Source organism: Salinimicrobium xinjiangense DSM 19287 (genome assembly GCF_000423585.1).
GTDB classification, from domain to species: Bacteria; Bacteroidota; Bacteroidia; order Flavobacteriales; family Flavobacteriaceae; genus Salinimicrobium; species Salinimicrobium xinjiangense.
This window is the reverse complement of record NZ_AUIG01000002.1, coordinates 176112-194974: the sequence shown is the minus strand read 5'-3', so window position 1 is coordinate 194974 and position 18863 is coordinate 176112. Positions and strand designations below refer to the sequence as shown.

Annotated in this window: 19 protein-coding genes; 14 read left to right on the top strand and 5 right to left on the bottom strand. The window is 40.8% G+C overall.

What is annotated here, in order from left to right:
* Nucleotides 1–16: 16 nt before the first annotated feature.
* Both G564_RS0103095 and G564_RS0103090 read left to right on the top strand, forming a co-directional pair.
* Nucleotides 17–874 (top strand): class I SAM-dependent methyltransferase, encoded by an 858-nt coding sequence (locus G564_RS0103095; RefSeq protein WP_051205274.1) that lies wholly within the window; start codon nt 17–19, stop codon nt 872–874.
* Between the two features lie 227 nt (nt 875–1101).
* Nucleotides 1102–1632 carry an OmpH family outer membrane protein gene (locus G564_RS0103090; RefSeq protein ID WP_029036373.1) on the top strand — a complete coding sequence of 177 codons (531 nt, stop codon included), beginning with the start codon at nt 1102–1104 and terminating at the stop codon, nt 1630–1632.
* Between the two features lie 47 nt (nt 1633–1679).
* Here G564_RS0103090 and G564_RS0103085 read toward each other — a convergent pair whose 3' ends face one another.
* Nucleotides 1680–2081, bottom strand: coding sequence for a DoxX family protein (locus tag G564_RS0103085; protein ID WP_316928839.1), 402 nt, complete (start codon nt 2079–2081; stop codon nt 1680–1682).
* A gap of 3 nt (nt 2082–2084) precedes the next feature.
* Entirely contained in the window at nt 2085–3233 is a 1149-nt protein-coding gene (locus G564_RS0103080) for a DNA polymerase III subunit (protein ID WP_029036371.1), read from the bottom strand.
* A gap of 70 nt (nt 3234–3303) precedes the next feature.
* Here G564_RS0103080 and G564_RS0103075 point away from each other — a divergent pair, with 70 nt between their 5' ends.
* Genes G564_RS0103075 through G564_RS0103065 form a run of 3 tightly spaced genes read left to right on the top strand, consistent with a single transcriptional unit; the run spans nt 3304 to nt 7110 of the window.
* Nucleotides 3304–4485, top strand: coding sequence for a phosphoglycerate kinase (locus tag G564_RS0103075; protein WP_029036370.1), 1182 nt, complete (start codon nt 3304–3306; stop codon nt 4483–4485).
* 57 nt (nt 4486–4542) lie between these two features.
* The gene (locus G564_RS0103070) at nt 4543–6114 is read left to right on the top strand and encodes a lytic transglycosylase domain-containing protein (RefSeq protein ID WP_029036369.1); all 1572 of its coding nucleotides are present in this window, start codon (nt 4543–4545) and stop codon (nt 6112–6114) included.
* Between the two features lie 21 nt (nt 6115–6135).
* A complete protein-coding gene (locus G564_RS0103065) occupies nt 6136–7110 on the top strand; it encodes a DUF4837 family protein (RefSeq protein ID WP_029036368.1) in 975 nt (324 codons plus the stop codon).
* Nucleotides 7111–7171: 61 nt separating this feature from the next.
* On the opposite strand, the gene tatA is transcribed toward G564_RS0103065, so the two are convergent.
* Nucleotides 7172–7369, bottom strand: a complete 198-nt coding sequence (gene tatA, locus G564_RS0103060; RefSeq protein WP_037373381.1) for a twin-arginine translocase TatA/TatE family subunit — start codon at nt 7367–7369, stop codon at nt 7172–7174.
* Nucleotides 7370–7481: 112 nt separating this feature from the next.
* On the opposite strand from tatA, the gene G564_RS0103055 reads away from it, so the two are divergent.
* Genes G564_RS0103055 through rfbD form a run of 7 tightly spaced genes read left to right on the top strand, consistent with a single transcriptional unit; the run spans nt 7482 to nt 14854 of the window.
* Nucleotides 7482–8351: a M23 family metallopeptidase gene (locus G564_RS0103055; RefSeq protein WP_029036366.1), complete on the top strand. Its 870-nt coding sequence runs from the start codon at nt 7482–7484 to the stop codon at nt 8349–8351.
* A 5-nt stretch (nt 8352–8356) separates the two neighbouring features.
* On the top strand, nt 8357–9859 hold the full coding sequence (locus G564_RS0103050; RefSeq protein ID WP_037373380.1) for a GH3 auxin-responsive promoter family protein: 1503 nt from the start codon (nt 8357–8359) through the stop codon (nt 9857–9859).
* Between the two features lie 3 nt (nt 9860–9862).
* Nucleotides 9863–11611, top strand: a complete 1749-nt coding sequence (locus G564_RS18430; protein WP_051205273.1) for a DUF6909 family protein — start codon at nt 9863–9865, stop codon at nt 11609–11611.
* The gene (rfbB, locus tag G564_RS0103040) at nt 11601–12620 is read left to right on the top strand and encodes a dTDP-glucose 4,6-dehydratase (RefSeq protein WP_029036364.1); all 1020 of its coding nucleotides are present in this window, start codon (nt 11601–11603) and stop codon (nt 12618–12620) included. Before G564_RS18430 ends, rfbB begins: the two co-directional genes overlap by 11 nt.
* On the top strand, nt 12617–13474 hold the full coding sequence (gene rfbA, locus G564_RS0103035) for a glucose-1-phosphate thymidylyltransferase RfbA (RefSeq protein ID WP_029036363.1): 858 nt from the start codon (nt 12617–12619) through the stop codon (nt 13472–13474). Before rfbB ends, rfbA begins: the two co-directional genes overlap by 4 nt.
* Nucleotides 13475–13478: 4 nt before the next feature.
* Entirely contained in the window at nt 13479–14024 is a 546-nt protein-coding gene (gene rfbC, locus G564_RS0103030; protein WP_029036362.1) for a dTDP-4-dehydrorhamnose 3,5-epimerase, read from the top strand.
* Nucleotides 14021–14854 (top strand): dTDP-4-dehydrorhamnose reductase, encoded by an 834-nt coding sequence (gene rfbD / locus G564_RS0103025; protein WP_029036361.1) that lies wholly within the window; start codon nt 14021–14023, stop codon nt 14852–14854. The genes rfbC and rfbD overlap by 4 nt, the downstream gene beginning before the upstream one ends.
* On the opposite strand, the gene G564_RS0103020 is transcribed toward rfbD, so the two are convergent.
* Nucleotides 14851–15510, bottom strand: coding sequence for an SRPBCC family protein (locus tag G564_RS0103020; RefSeq protein ID WP_029036360.1), 660 nt, complete (start codon nt 15508–15510; stop codon nt 14851–14853). The genes rfbD and G564_RS0103020 overlap by 4 nt on opposite strands.
* A gap of 177 nt (nt 15511–15687) precedes the next feature.
* Here G564_RS0103020 and G564_RS0103015 point away from each other — a divergent pair, with 177 nt between their 5' ends.
* A complete protein-coding gene (locus G564_RS0103015; protein ID WP_029036359.1) occupies nt 15688–16686 on the top strand; it encodes a UDP-glucuronic acid decarboxylase family protein in 999 nt (332 codons plus the stop codon).
* Between the two features lie 44 nt (nt 16687–16730).
* Nucleotides 16731–17510: a glycosyltransferase family 2 protein gene (locus tag G564_RS0103010; protein WP_029036358.1), complete on the top strand. Its 780-nt coding sequence runs from the start codon at nt 16731–16733 to the stop codon at nt 17508–17510.
* Here the strand turns inward: G564_RS0103010 and G564_RS0103005 are convergent.
* Nucleotides 17499–18806: a phenylacetate--CoA ligase family protein gene (locus G564_RS0103005; RefSeq protein WP_029036357.1), complete on the bottom strand. Its 1308-nt coding sequence runs from the start codon at nt 18804–18806 to the stop codon at nt 17499–17501. The two genes, G564_RS0103010 and G564_RS0103005, sit on opposite strands and share 12 nt — an antisense overlap.
* Nucleotides 18807–18863: the final 57 nt, after the last annotated feature.

Sequence of the window (18863 nt, the reverse complement as noted above, 5' to 3'; positions counted from 1 at the left end):
CATTCTAAAATCCTCTATGTTTCCTATTAAATATTCAGAAGAAGCTTTTCTAATTTGTAAGGACCACACTGTAAGTGGAGAGAAATTTGAATTGCGAAAAGCAGAAGATCTGGATATGCTTATAACTTTTCCGTGGCCGGAAGAGGATAAATTACCTGCTTACTATAAAAGCGATAAATACATTTCCCATACAGATTCAAAAAGGACATTTATAGACAGGATTTATCAACAGGTAAAATCTTTAATGTTGGGCAGAAAGATAAAGTGGATAGAAAAAGAAGTTCCGCAGAAAGGGAAAATTTTAGATATTGGAGCAGGGACAGGTGATTTTTTAGCCGAAGCAAAAAACAGGGGATGGGAAATATTGGGAGCCGAACCAAATCCCGGAGCCCGAAAACTTGCTGCTGAAAAAGGAGTAGAGCTTAATGAAGATTCGGCTGCCTTTCCCGAGAACTCTTTTGATGTAATTAGCATGTGGCATGTTTTGGAACATGTCCCCGATCTGGAAAAACAGATTGAGGAACTTGACCGTCTTTTAAAACCTGATGGTCTTCTTGTGATCGCTGTACCTAATTTTAAAAGTCACGATGCAGAAGTGTATAAAAAATTTTGGGCAGCCTATGATGTGCCCCGTCACCTTTATCACTTTTCTGCAGATGCGATGAAGGAAATTTTTAAAACAAAACATTTTTCCCTCACCTCTCAAAAAGGGCTTTTTTTTGATGCCTTTTATGTAAGCCTGCTTTCGGAAAATTACAAGAATGGTTCTTCAAATATATTTAGAGCGATAAAAACCGGTGTCAGCTCTAATCTAAAGGCCAGGTCTACCGGGAACTATTCCTCCCTTGCCTATTTCTTTAGAAAATCCAGATAAACGCATTTTAAGGCGATTTAACGAGCTTTTACAGCTTTAAACCTGTTGCACCTTTACTTTTATTCTGCAAAGTTTAAAAGACCCCTCTTTGGAGGTGATTTTTGATAAAGGTTCCTGATAAGGAATTCTTGAAGTATTTGAAAAACCTATGGTGCCAGAAAAACGGAAATTTGAGGAGTCAATTCAAATCCTTTCTTAATTTTGCGCCAAACAATTATAATTAGAAAATGAAAAAATTAATATTGGTTCTTTCGCTTGGAGCAATTTTCACTTCTTGTGAGAAAAACAAAATGGCTTATGTTGATACGACTGTCCTTGTTCAGGAGTATTCTGAGATGAAAAAAGTAGAAGCTGATTTTACACAGAGATCAGAAGACCTTAAGAGGCAACTGGATTCTGCAGCACAGGGTTTTCAACAGGAGGTTATGGCATTTAGAGAAAACATGGCAACAATGTCTGAAGCAGAGAGACAGGCTGCCCAGGAGGAGTTGATGCAAAAGCAGCAAATGCTTCAACAACAACAGCAAATGAGAAGTGGACAACTTAGACAGGAAGGTGACGTAGTTATTGACTCTCTAATTAACAAGGTGAAGGATTTTGTTAAGGTTTACGGAGAAGAGAACGATTACACTTATATCTTTGGTTCCAATGAATCTGCTAATATCATGTATGCAGAGGAAGGGCTGGATATTACACAGGAGATCCTGGCAGAGCTTAATGAAGGTGCAACAGTGGAAGAAACTGCTTCAGAAGAATAGATGAAAAATAAGAATATTAAAAAGGGTTCCGTTTTGGAACCCTTTTTTTATGCGGTAAGGAGAAATATTCCGAAGATAATGACCATAAAATATCCGACTATGGTGAATGCACCGGCATAATCTTTTGCTACTCTTTGACCGAATAAAAGCATTAAAAGAGTTAGTCCCGCCAGGCCTAACGACCATAAGGCCAGGGAAAGATCATCACTAAACCAGAGGGTGAAAATTGCAGCCAGGGCAAGTAGGCCTGTAATTACTTCCAGTATTAGGATGATTCCCAACAGCAGGGATACCATTCCCCCCATGAATGTTCCTTTAAAATGACCTGTGAGCCAGCCGTAGTTCCCCTTCCAGTCCGCGATCTTATCGATACCCGACTGTAAAAAAGTAATAACGGTAAAGATCAAAATGAGGTAAACAGGGATATTCGAAATAAAATTATCCATCATGAATTAGTTTTTGTGAATTAATCTGGTAAGCTTAATTGAAAGATCTGTGAGAATAATTTTTGCATTACCATTCCTTTCAATGTGATAAACTGCGTCCTCGAGTTCTCTGGTGATTCCTATGATGTTGTTTCCTGTTATAAAGGGAGCAAATTTTTCCAGTTTAAAACCTTTTGTTTGCGGCTCCATGAAAACGAGACTGTTTGCCTTGTAATTATGCATAAGGGCCTGCCTGAAAAAATCCATGCAATAAAGGAGGAATTTTTTCTGCGATTCTCTCCCGGTGCCGGCAATCTTTTCACTCCAGGTAAGCAATTCGGCCAGAGCTGCTTTATTTCCCTTTGCTTTGAATGCGGTGCGCACCCATGATATGAACCACTCCTCGAATTGTTCATCTCCTGCGTTTTGTCTAAAAATATGAAGTGCGTTGGTAAAATTGCCATTTGCTCTATGGGCAATGGTCATCGCCTGTGCAGGATCACAATTTTCTCCTTTTTCAAGACCTTCGGCTATGACCGATTCATTTAAAGGGGGAAAATGAATAGTTTGACAACGCGACCTGATGGTTTGAATAATATTTTCCTCTTCTTCTGTTATAAAAAGGAATAGTGTCTTCTGCGGAGGTTCTTCTATTAATTTAAGAAGTTTGTTCGCACAGGAATCATTCATTTTTTCTGCCATCCATATGATCATAACTTTATAGCCACCTTCATAAGATTTAAGAGAAAGAGATTTCACGATGTCCTGAGCCTCATCTACTCCAATTTTACCTTGTTTATTTTCTATTCCCAGCATTTGATACCAGTCAAATAAACTTCCATAGGGTTCATTAGTTACAAATTGCCGCCATTCTTCGGTAAAATGTGAAGAGACAGCGTTCTTCTTTACCTTGTCATTGTTGGCCACCGGATAAGCAAAATGAAGGTCGGGGTGAGCCAGTTTATTCATTTTTAAGTTACAGGAAGTATTTCCGGAAATATTTTCTGAATTACTGTTGCCACACAGGATATATTGGGCGTATGCTATGGCCATGGGAAGGGTTCCACTTCCGGCAGAACCTACAAATAACTGTGCATGTGGTATCCTGCCATTATCGGCTGTTGTGGTAAGGTGATTCTTAATGTGCGGAAGGCCTAAAACTTCAGAAAATAGCATAAGCAAAGATAAAATTTCTCCACACTTTCATATCTTAGAGAAAAATTTATTTCAATATAATTTATTCCATATGAAAACCATAAATGATTATAATTTTAAAGATAAAAAAGCACTTGTAAGAGTCGATTTTAATGTGCCATTAAATGACCGGCAAGAGGTGGGGGATACCAGTCGTATCGAAGGTGCAAAACCTACCGTAGATAAAATTTTACAGGATGGAGGGAGCGTCATATTGATGTCTCATCTTGGAAGACCAAAAGGAGCTGAGCAAAAAAAATCCCTGCAACATCTGGTTCCTAAAGCTTCTGAAATTCTTGGAGTTCAGGTGAAATTTGTTGACGACACAGTTGGAGAAATGGCACAAAAAGCGGCAGAAAATTTAAAACCCGGCGAAGTGCTGCTTCTGGAGAATTTAAGATTCGGTACCGAAGAAGAAAAAGGGGATGAAGACTTTGCTAAAAAACTTTCAATGCTGGGGGATATTTATGTAAATGATGCCTTTGGAACTGCGCATCGCGCCCATGCATCCACTACAATCGTGGCCAAATATTTTGATGACAAATGTCTTGGAGCATTACTGGCTAAAGAGATTGACAGCCTGGAGAAGGTCCTTGGAGATTCACAATCCCCTGTCACTGCGGTTTTGGGTGGCGCAAAAGTATCTACAAAGATCACTGTAATTGAAAATATTCTCGATAAGATTGATCATCTTATTATTGGAGGTGGTATGACTTATACTTTCACAAAAGCCCAGGGTGGAAATATCGGAAATTCTCTCGTAGAAGAAGACAAGCAGGAGCTGGCCCTGGAGATTTTAAAAAAGGCTGAAGAAAAAGGCGTGAAGATCCACCTTCCTGTTGATTCTGTCGTGGCCGATTCATTTTCTGAAGATGCCAATACTAAAATAGTTCCTGTAGATGAAATCCCAAATGACTGGATGGGTCTGGATATTGGTCCCGAAACTGTAAAAAAATATGGGGATGTACTTGAGAAATCAAAAACTATTCTTTGGAACGGTCCAATGGGAGTTTTTGAAATGCAGCCATTTGCTAAAGGAACTATTGCTATTGGAGAACATATTGCGGCCGCAACCAGAAACGGAGCTTTTTCCCTGGTAGGAGGAGGAGACTCTGTTGCCGCGGTGAAAAAGTTCGGTCTTGAAGACCAGGTGAGCTACGTATCAACGGGCGGAGGCGCTATGCTCGAAATGCTTGAGGGTAAAAGCCTGCCCGGAATTGAAGCTTTGAAATAAAAAAGGTATGATAATTGAAGGTTTTAATCTTACTGATCGCAGAGAAATGACTTTATGATGAAAAAATATTTGCCCTTTTTGATGCTGCTCATGTCCATGTTTGCAGTTGCCCAGGATGTAAAAACCGAAGCTAAGAATGTAGAGGGACAGGAGAAGGGAGAAACCGGCGATACCATAAGGCTTCCTGAACAGGATTTTTTCCTGTTGCTTAACAGTAATGACGTAGACCTTGCCAATAACGTTCCTGTTCATAAGATAATCAAAGATTCTCTTGTTTTTGCACTTTTGGATGACCCCGGTGCTGCAATGATCGATTCTCTTTGGCAAAAAGAACTATTTGAATCCAGTTTATACCTCAGTCTTAAAGACTCTCTTTTAAACCAGGAGTATAATGAAGTAGTTTTTAATGAGCTGCCTACAGACACTCTGAAGATGCGGCTTGAGAAGCTGAATGCTAAGACTCCCTTTAATGTGGAGTACAATCCGCTGCTCGAGAATGTTATTAAATCCTATTTAAAACGCAACAAAAAGGGAATGGAGCGTCTAATGGCGCTTAGCACCTATTATTTTCCTCTTTTTGAGCAGAAGCTGGATATTTATAATATTCCTTTAGAGATCAAATATCTCGCGATAGTGGAATCGGCCTTAAATCCACGGGCACGTTCTCGTGTAGGTGCTACCGGTTTATGGCAGTTCATGTTTGCCACGGGTAAGATGCACGGTTTGGATGTGAGTTCTTATGTTGACGAAAGAATGGACCCTGTACTGGCGACAGAGGCTGCAGCGCAGTATCTCTCTACCCTGTACAGGGTTTTTGAAGACTGGGATCTTGTCCTGGCTTCCTATAATTCAGGACCCGGGAATGTTTCCAAGGCCATTAGGCGTAGCGGAGGTTCAACCAGTTACTGGAACCTTCGACCTTATCTTCCACGTGAAACAGCAGGATATGTGCCGGCTTTCCTGGCCACCCTCTATATCTTTGAATACGCCGAAGAACATGGATTCCAACCTCCAAACCCCAGAGCAACGTACTTTGAAACCGACACGATTCATACTAAAAAGATGCTGACTTTTGAACAGATCACGGAAGTCACGGGAGTGGAAAAAGAGATGTTGCAATTCCTGAATCCAAGCTACAAACTTGATGTTATTCCTTTTATTGAGGGCAAAAGTTATAGCCTGAGACTTCCGCGGAATAAAACCGGACTCTTTGTTAATAATGAACAGGCTATTTACGGTTATGCAGAAGCCCTGGAGCAGAAGAAAGAGGAAACCTTGCCACAACTCGTGGAATCTGGAGCTCCCATACGGTACCGTGTAAGAAGCGGAGATTATCTGGGGAAAATAGCGGAGAGATATGGAGTAGGGGTAAGCCAGATAAAACAATGGAACAGTCTTAGAAGTAATAACCTTAGGATAGGTCAGCGTCTTATTATTTATCCGCAGAACAATACTTCTACAGCTTCCGGTACTGCTTCTCCAAAAATATACACTGTAAAACACGGAGATTCCCTGTGGAGTATTTCGAAAAAATTCCCCGGGGTTACAGTACAACAAATTAAGAACCTCAACAACATGAGAAGTAACCGGTTAAAACCTGGTATGAAACTTAAACTCTCTGACGGATAACCTCCGACAAAACCACCTATTATGAAACAAATTCTAGCTTTATTCTCTTTACTTTTCGTTTTAACCGGCTGTGAAGACGGCAAAAAGGATGCAGTTATTCTTACCAGTTCTTCGGGAAAGATCAACGATCTAACCGTTGTAATGCCGAATGATTTATGGAATGGGGAAGTAGGGGAAGCTGTTAGGAAACATCTTGCAGCCCCTGTAGACGGCCTCCCCCAGGAAGAGCCGTTGTTCTCTATAAGCCAGATGCCACCCGAGGCATATCAGGGATTTGCAAGAAAGAACAGGCTTTTTCTTCAGGTACAAACAGGTAAGGAAGCAGGAATTAAAATGGCTGAAAATGCATATGCCCGCCCGCAAAAAGGAGTTCTAATTACCGGAGAAAACAGTGAAGAAGTTATTAATTTACTGGAGCAGAATGCCCAGAAGATCATAAGTTCATTTAAAGAGACAGAAATTAAAGAGCAACAGCGTCGCATTAGAAAATCTCTTAAAGACACAGAACCTCTTGAAAAGAATCTGGGAGTGAGCCTAAAATTTCCGACTGCTTACCGATATGCAAAGGAAACAGATGATTTTTATTGGATCAGGAAAGACATACCTCATGGCAGTATGGAGATCCTTGTATATGAGGTACCAATGAACACTATTTTAAAGGATACAAATATTATTGGGAACATCATTGAAATGCGTGATTCTATAGGTCAAACCCATATCCCGGGTCCAACAGAGGGTACTTACATGATCACGGAAGCAGCCTATGCTCCTTACCTGTTCGAATCACAGATTGACGGGAAATTTGCCTATGAAACAAAAGGAACATGGGAAGTTAAGGGAGCCTTTATGGCAGGTCCCTTTCTTAATTATGCAGTTATTGATGAAGAAAATGAAAGGATCGTAGTGCTTGAAGGTTTTGCTTTTGCTCCGTCGGCCCGTAAGCGTGAGAATATGCTCGAGTTAGAAGCCATACTTAAATCGGCAAAAATAAAATAAGGAGCACAAAAAAACCCAACGCAAGTTGGGTTTTAAAAAATTCTATTTTAAAGATTAAATATTATAATCTCTTTTTATCTTCTTCTGTCTTGGCCGAAGGAGCATCATCTTTGGAAGCGTCCTTAAATTCTTTGATTCCGCTACCCAATCCTCTCATAAGTTCAGGGATCTTTCTTCCTCCGAACAACAACAACACAACGATCACAATTAAGATGATTTGTGGTGCTCCAATCTGTAATGGTAAAAGTACTGCACTCATAATAATCAATTTAATGCAGCAAAGTTAATAATAAAACTTTAATTGATCTGTTTCCAAAGAGATAAAAGCAGTTTAAAATATCTTTATCATATCTTTGCCCAAGGATTTAAAAATGACAGAAAACACAGAACATAAAAGAAATTTTGCTCAGAAACTCCTTCACAAATACAGGTTGGTCATTTTAAATGAAGACACTTTTGAGGAAAAATTATCTTTTAGACTTACAAGGCTCAACGTGTTTGTGGTGGTTACGCTTTCGGCAATACTTTTAATTGCCGGCACTACTGTTTTAATCGCATTTACCGGATTAAGAGAATATATCCCCGGGTACTCTTCAACAGAACTTCAGCAGAGAGCACTAAATCTGGCTTATCAAACGGATTCCCTTCAGACTGTCGTTGAGCTTAACAATCAATATCTTAATTCTATAAAAAGAGTTTTATCGGGAGATGTCAAACCTGCTCAATTTAACAGAGATTCTCTCATGGAAGCCAATAGACTAAATCCCGATGAAGTTAATCTAAATCCTTCCCGGGAAGATACCCTACTACGGGAAATGGTGGTACAGGAGGATAAATATAACTTTTTGGAAACTGCTACCTCCAGAGCGAATTACGCACTTTTTCCTCCTTTAAAAGGTCCTTTTTCTGAAGGCTATAATATCAAGGCTAAACATTTTGGTGTGGACATAGTAGCTTCCCATAATGCTCCGGTAAAATCTGTGGCAGACGGCACTGTGATCTTTGCTGCCTGGACGGCAGAGACGGGCAATGTTATTATTATAGAGCACAGTTATGGACTTATTTCCATTTACAAACACAATTCCTCCCTCACAAAAGAGCAGGGAGAAAGGGTTCTGAGAGGCGAAGTTATTGCCACAGCCGGTTCGACCGGAGAGTACTCTACCGGGCCTCATCTGCATTTTGAATTGTGGAGTGAAGGGCAGCCGGTTAACCCCACAGATTTCATTGATTTTGAATAATTATTATGTCAGTAAAGTCATTTGCAGCCAAAATTTTCGCAGCCTATATTCAGCGCCAGATCAATTCCTGGGCTTCCAAACCTGTGGAAACCCAGAAAAAAGTTTTTGAGCATCTACTAAAGAAAGCAGCAAAAACTGAGTTTGGAAGAGATCATGGTTTCGAAAATATCTCAGGGTATAGAGAATATGCGGCCCGCGTGCCGGTACGGGATTATGAAGAACTAAAACCTTATGTAGAAAAGGTAGTAGCGGGCGAAAAGGATGTTTTGTGGCCTGGAAAGCCTATCTACTTTGCGAAAACTTCAGGTACTACAAGTGGTGCTAAGTATATTCCGCTAACAAAGGAATCCATGCCTACACATATTGATGCTGCCCGCAACGCAATTTTGTGCTACATCAATGATACGGGAAATGCAGATTTTGTTGACGGAAAAATGATCTTTTTACAAGGCAGTCCTGAGCTTGATGAGAAGAACGGGATCAAGCTGGGCAGGCTGTCGGGAATTGCAGCTCATTACGTGCCGGGTTACCTGCAGCGTAACAGGATGCCGTCCTGGGATACAAATACTATTGAAGACTGGGAGACAAAGGTAGAAGCCGTTGTTGATGAGACAGTGAAGGAAGATATGACCGTCATAAGCGGGATTCCCTCCTGGGTCCAAATGTACTTTGAAAGATTACAGGTAAGGACAGGGAAAAAAGTGGGAGAGATCTTTCCTAATTTTAATCTCTTCATCTACGGCGGAGTAAATTTTGAACCTTACAGGGCAAAATTTGAAAGCCTGATTGGCAGAAGGGTGGACAGCATTGAACTATTCCCTGCGTCCGAAGGATTTTTTGCCTTTCAGGATAAGCAAAATGAAAAGGGAATGTTGCTCTTGCTGGATTCGGGGATCTTCTATGAATTTATAAAGGCAGAGGAATTCTACAGTGAGAATCCTAAGCGCCTTACCATTGGGGATGTGGAATTGGGAGTGAATTATGTAATGATCATTTCTACTTCTGCGGGCCTTTGGGCGTATAATATTGGGGATACTATTCAATTCACTTCTCTTAAACCTTACCGTGTAATAGTCTCCGGGAGGATCAAACACTTTATTTCGGCTTTTGGAGAACATGTTATCGCGAAGGAAGTGGAGCAGGCAATGCAGGAGGCAACCGCCGGAACCGGCATTCAGATTTCAGAATTTACGGTGGCTCCTCAAATTACACCCCAGGGAGAACAGCTGCCTTTCCATGAATGGTTTATAGAATTCGAGGAAGAGCCTGAAGATTTAAGTACTTTTGCTTCAGCTTTAGACAAATCCCTTCAGCAGCAAAATTCTTATTATCTGGATTTGATTGAGGGTAAGATCCTTCAGCAATTAAAAATAACAAAAGTGCCCGCAAACGGTTTTCAGGAGTATATGAAATCAATAGGAAAATTAGGAGGGCAAAACAAACTACCAAGGCTATCAAACGACCGGAAGATCGCAGAAGCATTAGAAAAAATTATAATTGAGAAATAATATATGAGTAATTTAAAGTTACAGGGACGCACTCGTGCACAAGAGAGCTCTAATGCAATAGAACGCATGTACATTACAATGCGTCACCTTTTTAATCGCGGATTTTACAAACCTATGGGAGTTTCGGGAGAGACGCTTCGGGAAGCTCTTTTGATACTTCGCCCGGAGATATATGGATCTGTCGCCGAAGAAAAAGTGGAACTCAACGGTCTTCTCTACGTTATGGACAGGCTGCCATTGGGAATAGAAGAATGCCGCTTTATAAATCTTACGAGTGATGAGGGTTATGGCAATTCTCATTTTAAACCTATTGTGCCTCCAAAAAGAAGAAGAAATTGTTACCGCATTGATGAGGAGCAAATGAATATTGAGATCACCCGCGGCCGCTCTGAGATCTATGATATTTTAACTCACCTTACTTTCCTTTTCATTGAATCTCACAAGATTATGAGGCGGATTCTAATAGATGAGGAAGGGGAAGTTTCAAGAGATTGGGAAAAGCTTGAAAGAGCCGTACTCCAGCAGGAGCCTCTTACACAGGCAGAGCGGGAAGTAGCTCTTACACATACTGCCAACATATTGGGACGCACGTTCAGGGAAGTCACCACCATTTATCCTCTTTTCGCTATTGGAAAGAATCAGGAGCGGTTTCTGCACATAATTTATTATCTGGGTAAACTGGCAATAGATGAAGTTGTCAATAACAACAAGAGAATTGTAACTTTTAGTCCTGTATTAAGGGAGCGCCTGGGTCATCACATTCACGGTGAGATATGGGCGAACAAAATCAAGAAGGTACTTTTGGAGAACAATCTCATGAACCGCCCTTTGCACATAATTAGTGCTAACATGCACAGCGTAATGAATATTCTTTATGCTTCGGAAGCGCTTAAACCGGAGCTTAAGAAAAAATCTCTGTTTGGAGTTTATGAGGATCTAAGCAATAACGCTAACGGAAATCTTCGAACCAAAATAATGAAAAGTGCTCTTAACGAGGGAATGGTCTTTATTGAAGATACCAGTGGAGCCAATATTGACGTCCAGATATTTGATTCTGCCAAAATGAAGGATGTAAATCCATTGTTCAAATTGAGCAACAAGATTAAAGTTGAGGAAAAACCGGTGATCATGGTGATGGATTATGCATTTGGAGAACAGGCATATGAGACCATGGATGAAATGCTGAAGCCTTATCAAAGTGAGCAGGGTAATATTCATCTCAATGTTGCTTCAATTTCCATTATGGGAAAAGCCGGAATCCTGGTTGGAGGGAAAGGCGATATCATGATCCCAACAGCCCATTTGTTTGAAGGAACGGCAGATAATTACCCGTTTAAAAATGAACTTTCCAAAGCCGATCTTGACGGTCAGGGTATTCAGGTTAGTGACGGTTCGATGGTAACGGTTTTGGGAACTTCCCTGCAAAACAAGGATATATTGAAATTCTTCCATGAATCAACCTGGAATGTTGTAGGTCTTGAAATGGAAGGTGCTCATTACCAAAAAGCCATACAGGCAGCTTCCAGGTTACGAGGGAATATCAGTGAAGACGTGAAGGTGCGTTATGCATACTACGCTTCAGATAATCCGCTGGAAACCGGAAGCACTTTGGCATCGGGTGGATTGGGTACTACGGGTGTAAAACCCACTTACTTAATAACAGAAAAGATCCTGGAACAAATTTTTGAAGTTTCAAAAAAAGAGGAAACGGGAAAAGAGAAAAAATCAAAAGCAACTGTAAATGAAGGATAAGAAGTTTATACTCGTGACAGGAGGTGCGGGTTTTATCGGGTCAAACTATATCAACCTGTACATAGAGGAACAAAATACTCACATTGTTAATCTCGACCTGCTAACATATGCAGGAAATCTTGAGAACCTACATGTGAACGGCCTTGATAATTATACTTTTGTTAAGGGGGATATTAGAGATAAAGGTTTGGTAAGAGAGCTATTTGAAAAATATCAATTTACAGAGGTCATCAACTTTGCAGCCGAATCTCACGTAGATAATTCCATTAAAAATCCTGAGGCTTTTGTAGAAACAAATGTCAACGGCACCTTCAATTTACTGCAGAATGCTTACTCGCTGTGGATGAACGGGCCCTTTGAGCTGAAAGATGAATTCAGTAATGCAAAATTCCTTCATGTTTCCACAGATGAGGTCTATGGTACTTTGGGGGCTGAAGGTTTATTCACCGAAGAAACTCCATACGCGCCAAACAGTCCTTATTCTGCATCAAAAGCGGCTTCAGATTTCCTTGTGCGAAGCTATTTTCATACGTATGGATTACCTGTCTTAACCACTAACTGCTCTAACAACTATGGTCCTAATCAGCACGACGAAAAGCTTATTCCTACAATAATCCGCACTGCCTTGAAAAAACAACCCATTCCTATTTACGGGGATGGCAAAAACGTGCGGGATTGGCTATTTGTTTCAGATCATTGTAAAGGAATAAAGTTGGTGCTTAATAATGGAAGATTTGGAGAAACTTACAATATTGGCGGACGCAATGAGCGGGAAAACATTTACATTGCTCAAAAAATTTCTCAAATTTTAGATAGATTAGAACCTCGCAAAGATGGAAAGAGCTATACCGAGCTTATCACTTTTGTGAAAGACCGTCCGGGGCATGACCAGAGATACGCTATTGACGCTACCAAGCTGGAAAATGAGCTGGGCTGGAAAGCCGACGAGAATTTTGAATCGGGTATAGAGAAGACGGTACAATGGTACCTGAAAAAGTATAAAGCATGAAAGGAATAATCCTGGCAGGAGGATCGGGTACCAGGCTGCACCCATTAACGCTGGCGGTGAGCAAGCAGTTGATGCCGGTGTATGACAAACCCATGATCTATTATCCCCTCTCCACTCTTATGATGGCCGGGATAAGAGAGATCCTTATTATTTCCACACCTAAAGACCTGCCTTTGTTTAAGGAATTGCTGGGTGATGGAAGCCGCTATGGTTGTCGTTTCGAATTTGCAGTACAGGCTGAACCAAGAGGACTGGCCGAGGCTTTTATCATTGGAGCCGATTTTATAGGTGAGGATAATGTAGCACTTATACTTGGAGATAATATTTTTTACGGTTCCGGATTAGATCTTTTGCTCCAAAAGAATAATAACCCCGACGGGGGAATGATCTTCGCCTATCACGTACATGACCCTCAAAGATATGGAGTTGTTGATTTTGACAACTCTGGAAAAGTAATTTCCATCGAGGAGAAGCCAATGGCACCAAAATCAAATTTTGCTGTTCCCGGAATTTATTTTTACGACAATGAGGTGGTCCACATTGCGAAGCATGTAAAACCATCAGCACGACAGGAACTGGAGATCACCGATGTGAATAATGTTTACCTCGAAAAAAGGAAACTGCAGGTTAGTATCCTGGACAAAGGGACTGCCTGGCTGGACACAGGGACCTTTGATTCCCTTATGAAAGCCTCACAATTTGTGCAGGTGATCGAAGAGCGTCAGGGACTTAAAATAGGTGCTATAGAAGAAACTGCCTTTAACATGGGCTATATAACAAAAGAGGAGCTGCATGAGCTGGCTCAACCCCTGCTTAAAAGCGGTTATGGGGAATATCTTTTACAACTCAAATAAAATGCTGGAACTAGAATCAACTCCTTTAAAAGATTGTTTTTTACTAAAGCCTTCGGTCTTCAAAGATCACCGTGGTACTTTTATTGAAAGTTTCAGTCAGCGGAGATTTGAAGAAGTGACGGGGCTTAAAATCAGTTTTGTTCAGGATAATCAATCAACTTCAACCAAAGGAGTTCTAAGAGGACTGCATTTTCAGAAGGGAAAATTTGCCCAGGCAAAGCTGGTAAGAACAGTAATGGGAAAGGTTCTGGACGTAGTGGTAGACTTAAGACCTGATTCCCCCACCTTTAAAAAGTCATTTAAAGCTGTTCTAAGCGATGAAAATCACCATCAGCTCTTTGTGCCCGCGGGATTTGCTCACGGCTTTCTCACGCTTTCAGAAAGATCGGTTTTTGCATATAAATGTGATCAGTATTTCCACAAGGAATCTGATGCCGGAGTTTACTATAAAGATCCGGTTCTGAATATAGATTGGGAGTTTCCTGAAGAGGAACTCATTCTTTCAGAAAAAGATGCCAATCTTCCCACTTTTGAAGCACTGAATCTATGAAGATCTTAATTACAGGAGCCGGAGGACAGTTGGGTAAATGCTTTAAAAAAGTTGCCCGGAATTATCCTGATCTTGATATTACATTCACAACTTCAGAAGACCTGGACCTGTCACAATTTGCAGTAGTAGGAGCCTATCTACGGCGGGAAAAATTTGATTTCTGTATCAATTGTGCTGCCTATACCAACGTGGAACAGGCAGAGAAGGAGCAGGAAATGGCTTATCTTACCAATGCCGAAAGCGTTAGGAATCTGGCAAAAGACTGTGAAGATACCGGTTGTGTCCTGGTCCACATCTCAACAGATTATGTGTTTAACGGAGAAAAGATTACACCTTACACCGAGGAAGATACTACAGACCCAATAAATGTTTATGGGGCTTCAAAGTTATTGGGAGAGGAATATATACAGCAGGCTACAGAACGCTATCTCATCTTCAGGACTTCCTGGTTGTATTCAGATATCGGAAAGAACTTTTTCAACACCATTAAATCAAAAGCTGAAGCGGGAGAACCTCTTAACATTACTACCACACAAACGGGTACCCCGACGAACGCTTATGATCTGGCTGCATTTATCCTGAAGATTATCAGCACAAAAAAGATTAAATTCGGTATTTACCACTACAGCAACATAGGAGAAGCAAGCTGGTATGATTTTGCAAAAGAGATCCTCAGGTTAATGAATTCAGAAACTGAATTAAATATCAATAATGACTTCCAAACCCTGGCAACAAGACCAGCTTACAGCGTGCTGAGCCAAGAAAAAGCTGAGTCTGCATTTGGTATTCCTATCCTTCACTGGAAGGAAAGCCTTAAGCAGCTTTTTTAGAGGTTATATCCCCTTTCAATAAACCATTTAAAATTTCTCACATCCTCTTCTACTATATCCTCAAACATAGGGTTGAGGAGCCGTGCAGCACTTTCTCCGGGAATTCCTCCGGGAGCATGATAAGAGATGACCACATGTAGCTCTGTTCCTCCTGGTACATCTTTAAATTCGACCTTTCCTGCGTTTTCCAGCGAAGATCCGGGTAATGATTGCCAGCCGAGCAATTCATTGGGCCGCTCTTTTACTATTTCGCTTTTCCATCTTATCGTTCCTACATGACCCGGAAGACTTGCTTCCCAAACAGAAATGCTGTCGTTAAGACTTTCCACGCTTTCAAGATGCTCCATGAACAACGGCAGGTTTTCCAGGTTACGCCAAAAAGTATAGACTTCTTCCCTTGGCTTATTTACCAACATCTTAAGTTGAATATTTACGTTGCGGCTGCGGTTGTCGGGTTTTGTTTTTCCAATAGCATTGTAAAGAAAACAATTGCCTGATGCTCCCCGGTATAGCAGGTAACCGGCAAGTATAGCTTCCAGACTACTTTTCTTCTCCTTTGCCAAAGCGTCATAAAGAAAATAAGCCCCGGCCAGTAAAGATGCTCCTCTTTCTGCAGGACTCACGTTGACATATATGTGACGTAACAAATTTCTCATAGAGTTCTGATTTTCTGTATTCCAGTTCAATTTAGTCATATTGAAGTCAAAGCATAGTTTCTGTTTTGCTTAAATTGGGTTAAAATATTCTTAAAAGCAGTGGAAACAGCAGCAGCACGTTTCATGAGGAACGGCTGGCAATCTTTATTTTATTACTTTCGGGTACAAAACCTACCAATGAAGAAAAGAATTTTAATTACAGGAGCTGCCGGTTTTCTCGGTTCACATCTCTGCGATAAATTTATTAATGAGGGGTATCACGTGATTGGAATGGACAACCTCATTACAGGAGATAAAGGCAATATTGAACATCTGTTTAAGCTCGAAAATTTTGAATTCTATCATCATGATGTTACTACCTTTGTGCACGTACCGGGAAATCTTGATTATATCCTGCATTTTGCTTCTCCCGCAAGTCCTATCGATTACCTCAAGATCCCTATTCAGACTTTAAAAGTCGGTTCTTTGGGAACCCATAATTTACTGGGACTTGCCATGGTGAAAAAAGCACGCATACTTATCGCTTCCACCTCTGAAGTCTATGGAGATCCTTTAGTGCACCCTCAGAACGAAGATTATTACGGCAACGTAAATACCATTGGCCCCCGTGGAGTTTATGATGAAGCAAAACGTTTTCAGGAATCCATAACCATGGCTTACCATCGTTTTCATGGTCTCGAAACTCGAATTGTAAGGATCTTTAATACCTATGGACCACGGATGCGGCTTAATGACGGACGGGTTATTCCGGCTTTTATTGGACAGGCATTGAGAGGTGAGGATCTTACAGTATTTGGAGACGGATCTCAAACCAGGTCCTTCTGTTATGTCGATGATCAGGTTGAAGGGATATACAGGTTATTATTAAGTGATTATGCTTATCCTGTTAATATTGGTAATCCACATGAGATCACTATAAAGGATTTCGCAGAAGAGATCATAAAGCTTACAGGAACAGATCAACAGATCGTCTATAAACCTTTGCCTGCAGATGACCCCATGCAACGGCAGCCGGATATTACCCGTGCCAGGGAGTTGTTAGGCTGGGAACCAAACGTATCCAGGAGCGAAGGGATGAAGAAGACCTATGATTACTTTAAAAGTCTTAGTGAAGAAGAGCTTTACAGAAGTGAACACAAGGATTTCTCACAACATATAAGAAAAGCAGATTATTAGTCTTAAGGTTTTGATCCTTCTAAAGGATTTTTTATAATACCTCTATGAAGCAACAACCTTTGGTATCTGTAATAATGCCGGCATATAATTCGGCAGCTTTTATTGCTGAAAGCATTAGTTCTGTACAGCAGCAAACCTATCCTCATTGGGAATTGCTGGTAATTGATGATGCTTCAATTGATGGTACTTCGAAAGTGGTAGAGGCGATAATGGCAGAGGATAAACGGATAAGGCTACACGGACTTCCGGCTAATCAGGGAGCAGGTTTCGCGAGAAACATCGGGATCAAAGCCGCTACAGGAGAGTTCATCAGTTTCCTGGATGCAGATGACTTGTGGAAGCCTAATAAGCTTGAGGAACAGCTCCAATTGATGCAAGGGGAACAGGTGGATGTTTGCTACAGTAGTTATGAGCTAATGAATGAAGAGGGAAAGAGCTTGAATAAGCAGATAAGGGCTCTTGAAACACTTTCTTTTACTAAGCTGAGAAAAGCGAATTATATAGGGAATCTCACCGGAATTTATAATGCTTCCAAACTTGGAAAGATCTATTGTCCATTAATAAGAAAAAGACAGGACTGGGGTTTATGGTTGCTGGCAGTTGAAAAAGCAGGTGGTGCAAGGGCGATTCAGGAGCCACTGGCCATTTACCGGGAGCGACGGAATTCCATCTCGGGGAATAAAGTGGAAATGCTTAAATATAATTACCAGGTCTACAGAAAAGTGTTGGGTTATAACTCTCTAAAAAGCCTTTTTTGGATGCTCTTATTTTTATGGGAGCAACTTGGAGTGAAACGACGACAGAAGCTTAGCTTAAATAAGTGATTCGAATTGCTTCAGTTTGCCTCGTTTGCTTCGGTTAAGGAATTTCTTGTGCTCAAATTTTACTTTCAACCCCTTTTCCAGGTAGACAGCCATAGCATCTTTTATTTTCTGTTTTTTGTCAGGATTAAGTTCTGTTTCAGAAACATAAACTATCCTGAAAGCTCCGGGTTCTGTTTGCTGAACAATGAATTCTTTAATTAGTCCGTCGTTTTCAATTATGCTTTTCGTTACATAATAAAAGGTAAGTCCTGGCACCACTTTTCCACTGGGTAACACAGCGACATCATTAGTTCTTCCTAGAAGGCGCTTTAAAACCGGTTTTTTGGGACTGCAGTTTTCTGTAAGTGAACCCGTATCGCCTATGTCATATCTTATGAATGGATTTGCGCGGTTGTAAAGCGAGGTGACTACAATTCTTCCTTCCTGTCCCGGGGATACTGTCTTCCCCGCCTCATCAAGAACTTCCACAAACATGGTCTCACTGTTAAGAACCCATTCTCCTTTGGGATCTTGAAAAGCCAGAAGCCCCAGTTCACTTGCTCCATATTCATTGACTACCGGCACCCCAAAGGTTTCTTCCAGCAACAACTTATCTTCTTCAAAGAACATTTCGCTGGTCACTATACAAAGGCGTAGGTGAGGACAAATTTCCTTAAGAACTATCCCTTTCTTTTTCAGAAATTTTGCAAAGAGGACGATAGAGCTCGTATATCCATTAATATAATCAAAATCTTTCTTCTCAAAATCCTCAAGAAATTCTTCCATTTTGCTTTCGCTGAGGTCAAAAATGGGAAATCTGTACCTAAAGCCAAACCTGTCTTTGATTCGTTCCTTAAAATACCCAAAGCGATCGAGAGGGATTCCGTAAAACCTTGCCTGCACAGAACGATCAAGGTCAATACCATACCAGCGATAACGATCATTAAACTCGGCCCATGAAAGAGCATGACAAAAACGGTCTTTGGCAAAAATAAAGGGATGTCCGCTAGACCCCGAAGTTTTCCCGACATAGCTGTTCTTGGAGTGATATCCTTTGCTGAAACGCTGTTCCAGAGGTATTTGCAGATCAGATTTTTGCATTACGGGTACCGAGTCCCAGCCGGTGTATTGATCACTTCCAAAAAAATCGCGGTAGAATGGGGTGTTTTTTAAATGATATTCGACTATTTCCTGCTTCTTTTTCTCTACATAGGCTGCATATTCCTTTTCGGGAATAGCTTTTATCTCCTCCAGGACATTTTTGGCCTTTTTAATGGGGAAACGGTTAAGTTGTAATGAGAGGCTAAACCAGTTCAAGAGTCAAATAAATATGTTTTTTATGTCAATTAGTTGGTGCTTCAATTTACAAACAAT

What these genes read in the sequence shown, in the direction of transcription:
- G564_RS0103070 (WP_029036369.1), top strand. Translation starts at nt 4,543, where the DNA reads ATGAAAAAATATTTGCCCTTTTTGATGCTGCTCATGTCCATGTTTGCA.
- G564_RS0103075 (WP_029036370.1), top strand. Translation starts at nt 3,304, where the DNA reads ATGAAAACCATAAATGATTATAATTTTAAAGATAAAAAAGCACTTGTA.
- G564_RS0103055 (WP_029036366.1), top strand. Translation starts at nt 7,482, where the DNA reads ATGACAGAAAACACAGAACATAAAAGAAATTTTGCTCAGAAACTCCTT.
- G564_RS18430 (WP_051205273.1), top strand. Translation starts at nt 9,863, where the DNA reads ATGAGTAATTTAAAGTTACAGGGACGCACTCGTGCACAAGAGAGCTCT.
- G564_RS0103090 (WP_029036373.1), top strand. Translation starts at nt 1,102, where the DNA reads ATGAAAAAATTAATATTGGTTCTTTCGCTTGGAGCAATTTTCACTTCT.
- G564_RS0103015 (WP_029036359.1), top strand. Translation starts at nt 15,688, where the DNA reads ATGAAGAAAAGAATTTTAATTACAGGAGCTGCCGGTTTTCTCGGTTCA.
- tatA (WP_037373381.1), bottom strand. Translation starts at nt 7,369, where the DNA reads ATGAGTGCAGTACTTTTACCATTACAGATTGGAGCACCACAAATCATC.
- rfbA (WP_029036363.1), top strand. Translation starts at nt 12,617, where the DNA reads ATGAAAGGAATAATCCTGGCAGGAGGATCGGGTACCAGGCTGCACCCA.
- G564_RS0103095 (WP_051205274.1), top strand. Translation starts at nt 17, where the DNA reads ATGTTTCCTATTAAATATTCAGAAGAAGCTTTTCTAATTTGTAAGGAC.
- G564_RS0103020 (WP_029036360.1), bottom strand. Translation starts at nt 15,510, where the DNA reads ATGAGAAATTTGTTACGTCACATATATGTCAACGTGAGTCCTGCAGAA.
- G564_RS0103065 (WP_029036368.1), top strand. Translation starts at nt 6,136, where the DNA reads ATGAAACAAATTCTAGCTTTATTCTCTTTACTTTTCGTTTTAACCGGC.
- G564_RS0103085 (WP_316928839.1), bottom strand. Translation starts at nt 2,081, where the DNA reads ATGATGGATAATTTTATTTCGAATATCCCTGTTTACCTCATTTTGATC.
- rfbD (WP_029036361.1), top strand. Translation starts at nt 14,021, where the DNA reads ATGAAGATCTTAATTACAGGAGCCGGAGGACAGTTGGGTAAATGCTTT.
- G564_RS0103010 (WP_029036358.1), top strand. Translation starts at nt 16,731, where the DNA reads ATGAAGCAACAACCTTTGGTATCTGTAATAATGCCGGCATATAATTCG.
- rfbB (WP_029036364.1), top strand. Translation starts at nt 11,601, where the DNA reads ATGAAGGATAAGAAGTTTATACTCGTGACAGGAGGTGCGGGTTTTATC.
- G564_RS0103080 (WP_029036371.1), bottom strand. Translation starts at nt 3,233, where the DNA reads ATGCTATTTTCTGAAGTTTTAGGCCTTCCGCACATTAAGAATCACCTT.
- G564_RS0103050 (WP_037373380.1), top strand. Translation starts at nt 8,357, where the DNA reads ATGTCAGTAAAGTCATTTGCAGCCAAAATTTTCGCAGCCTATATTCAG.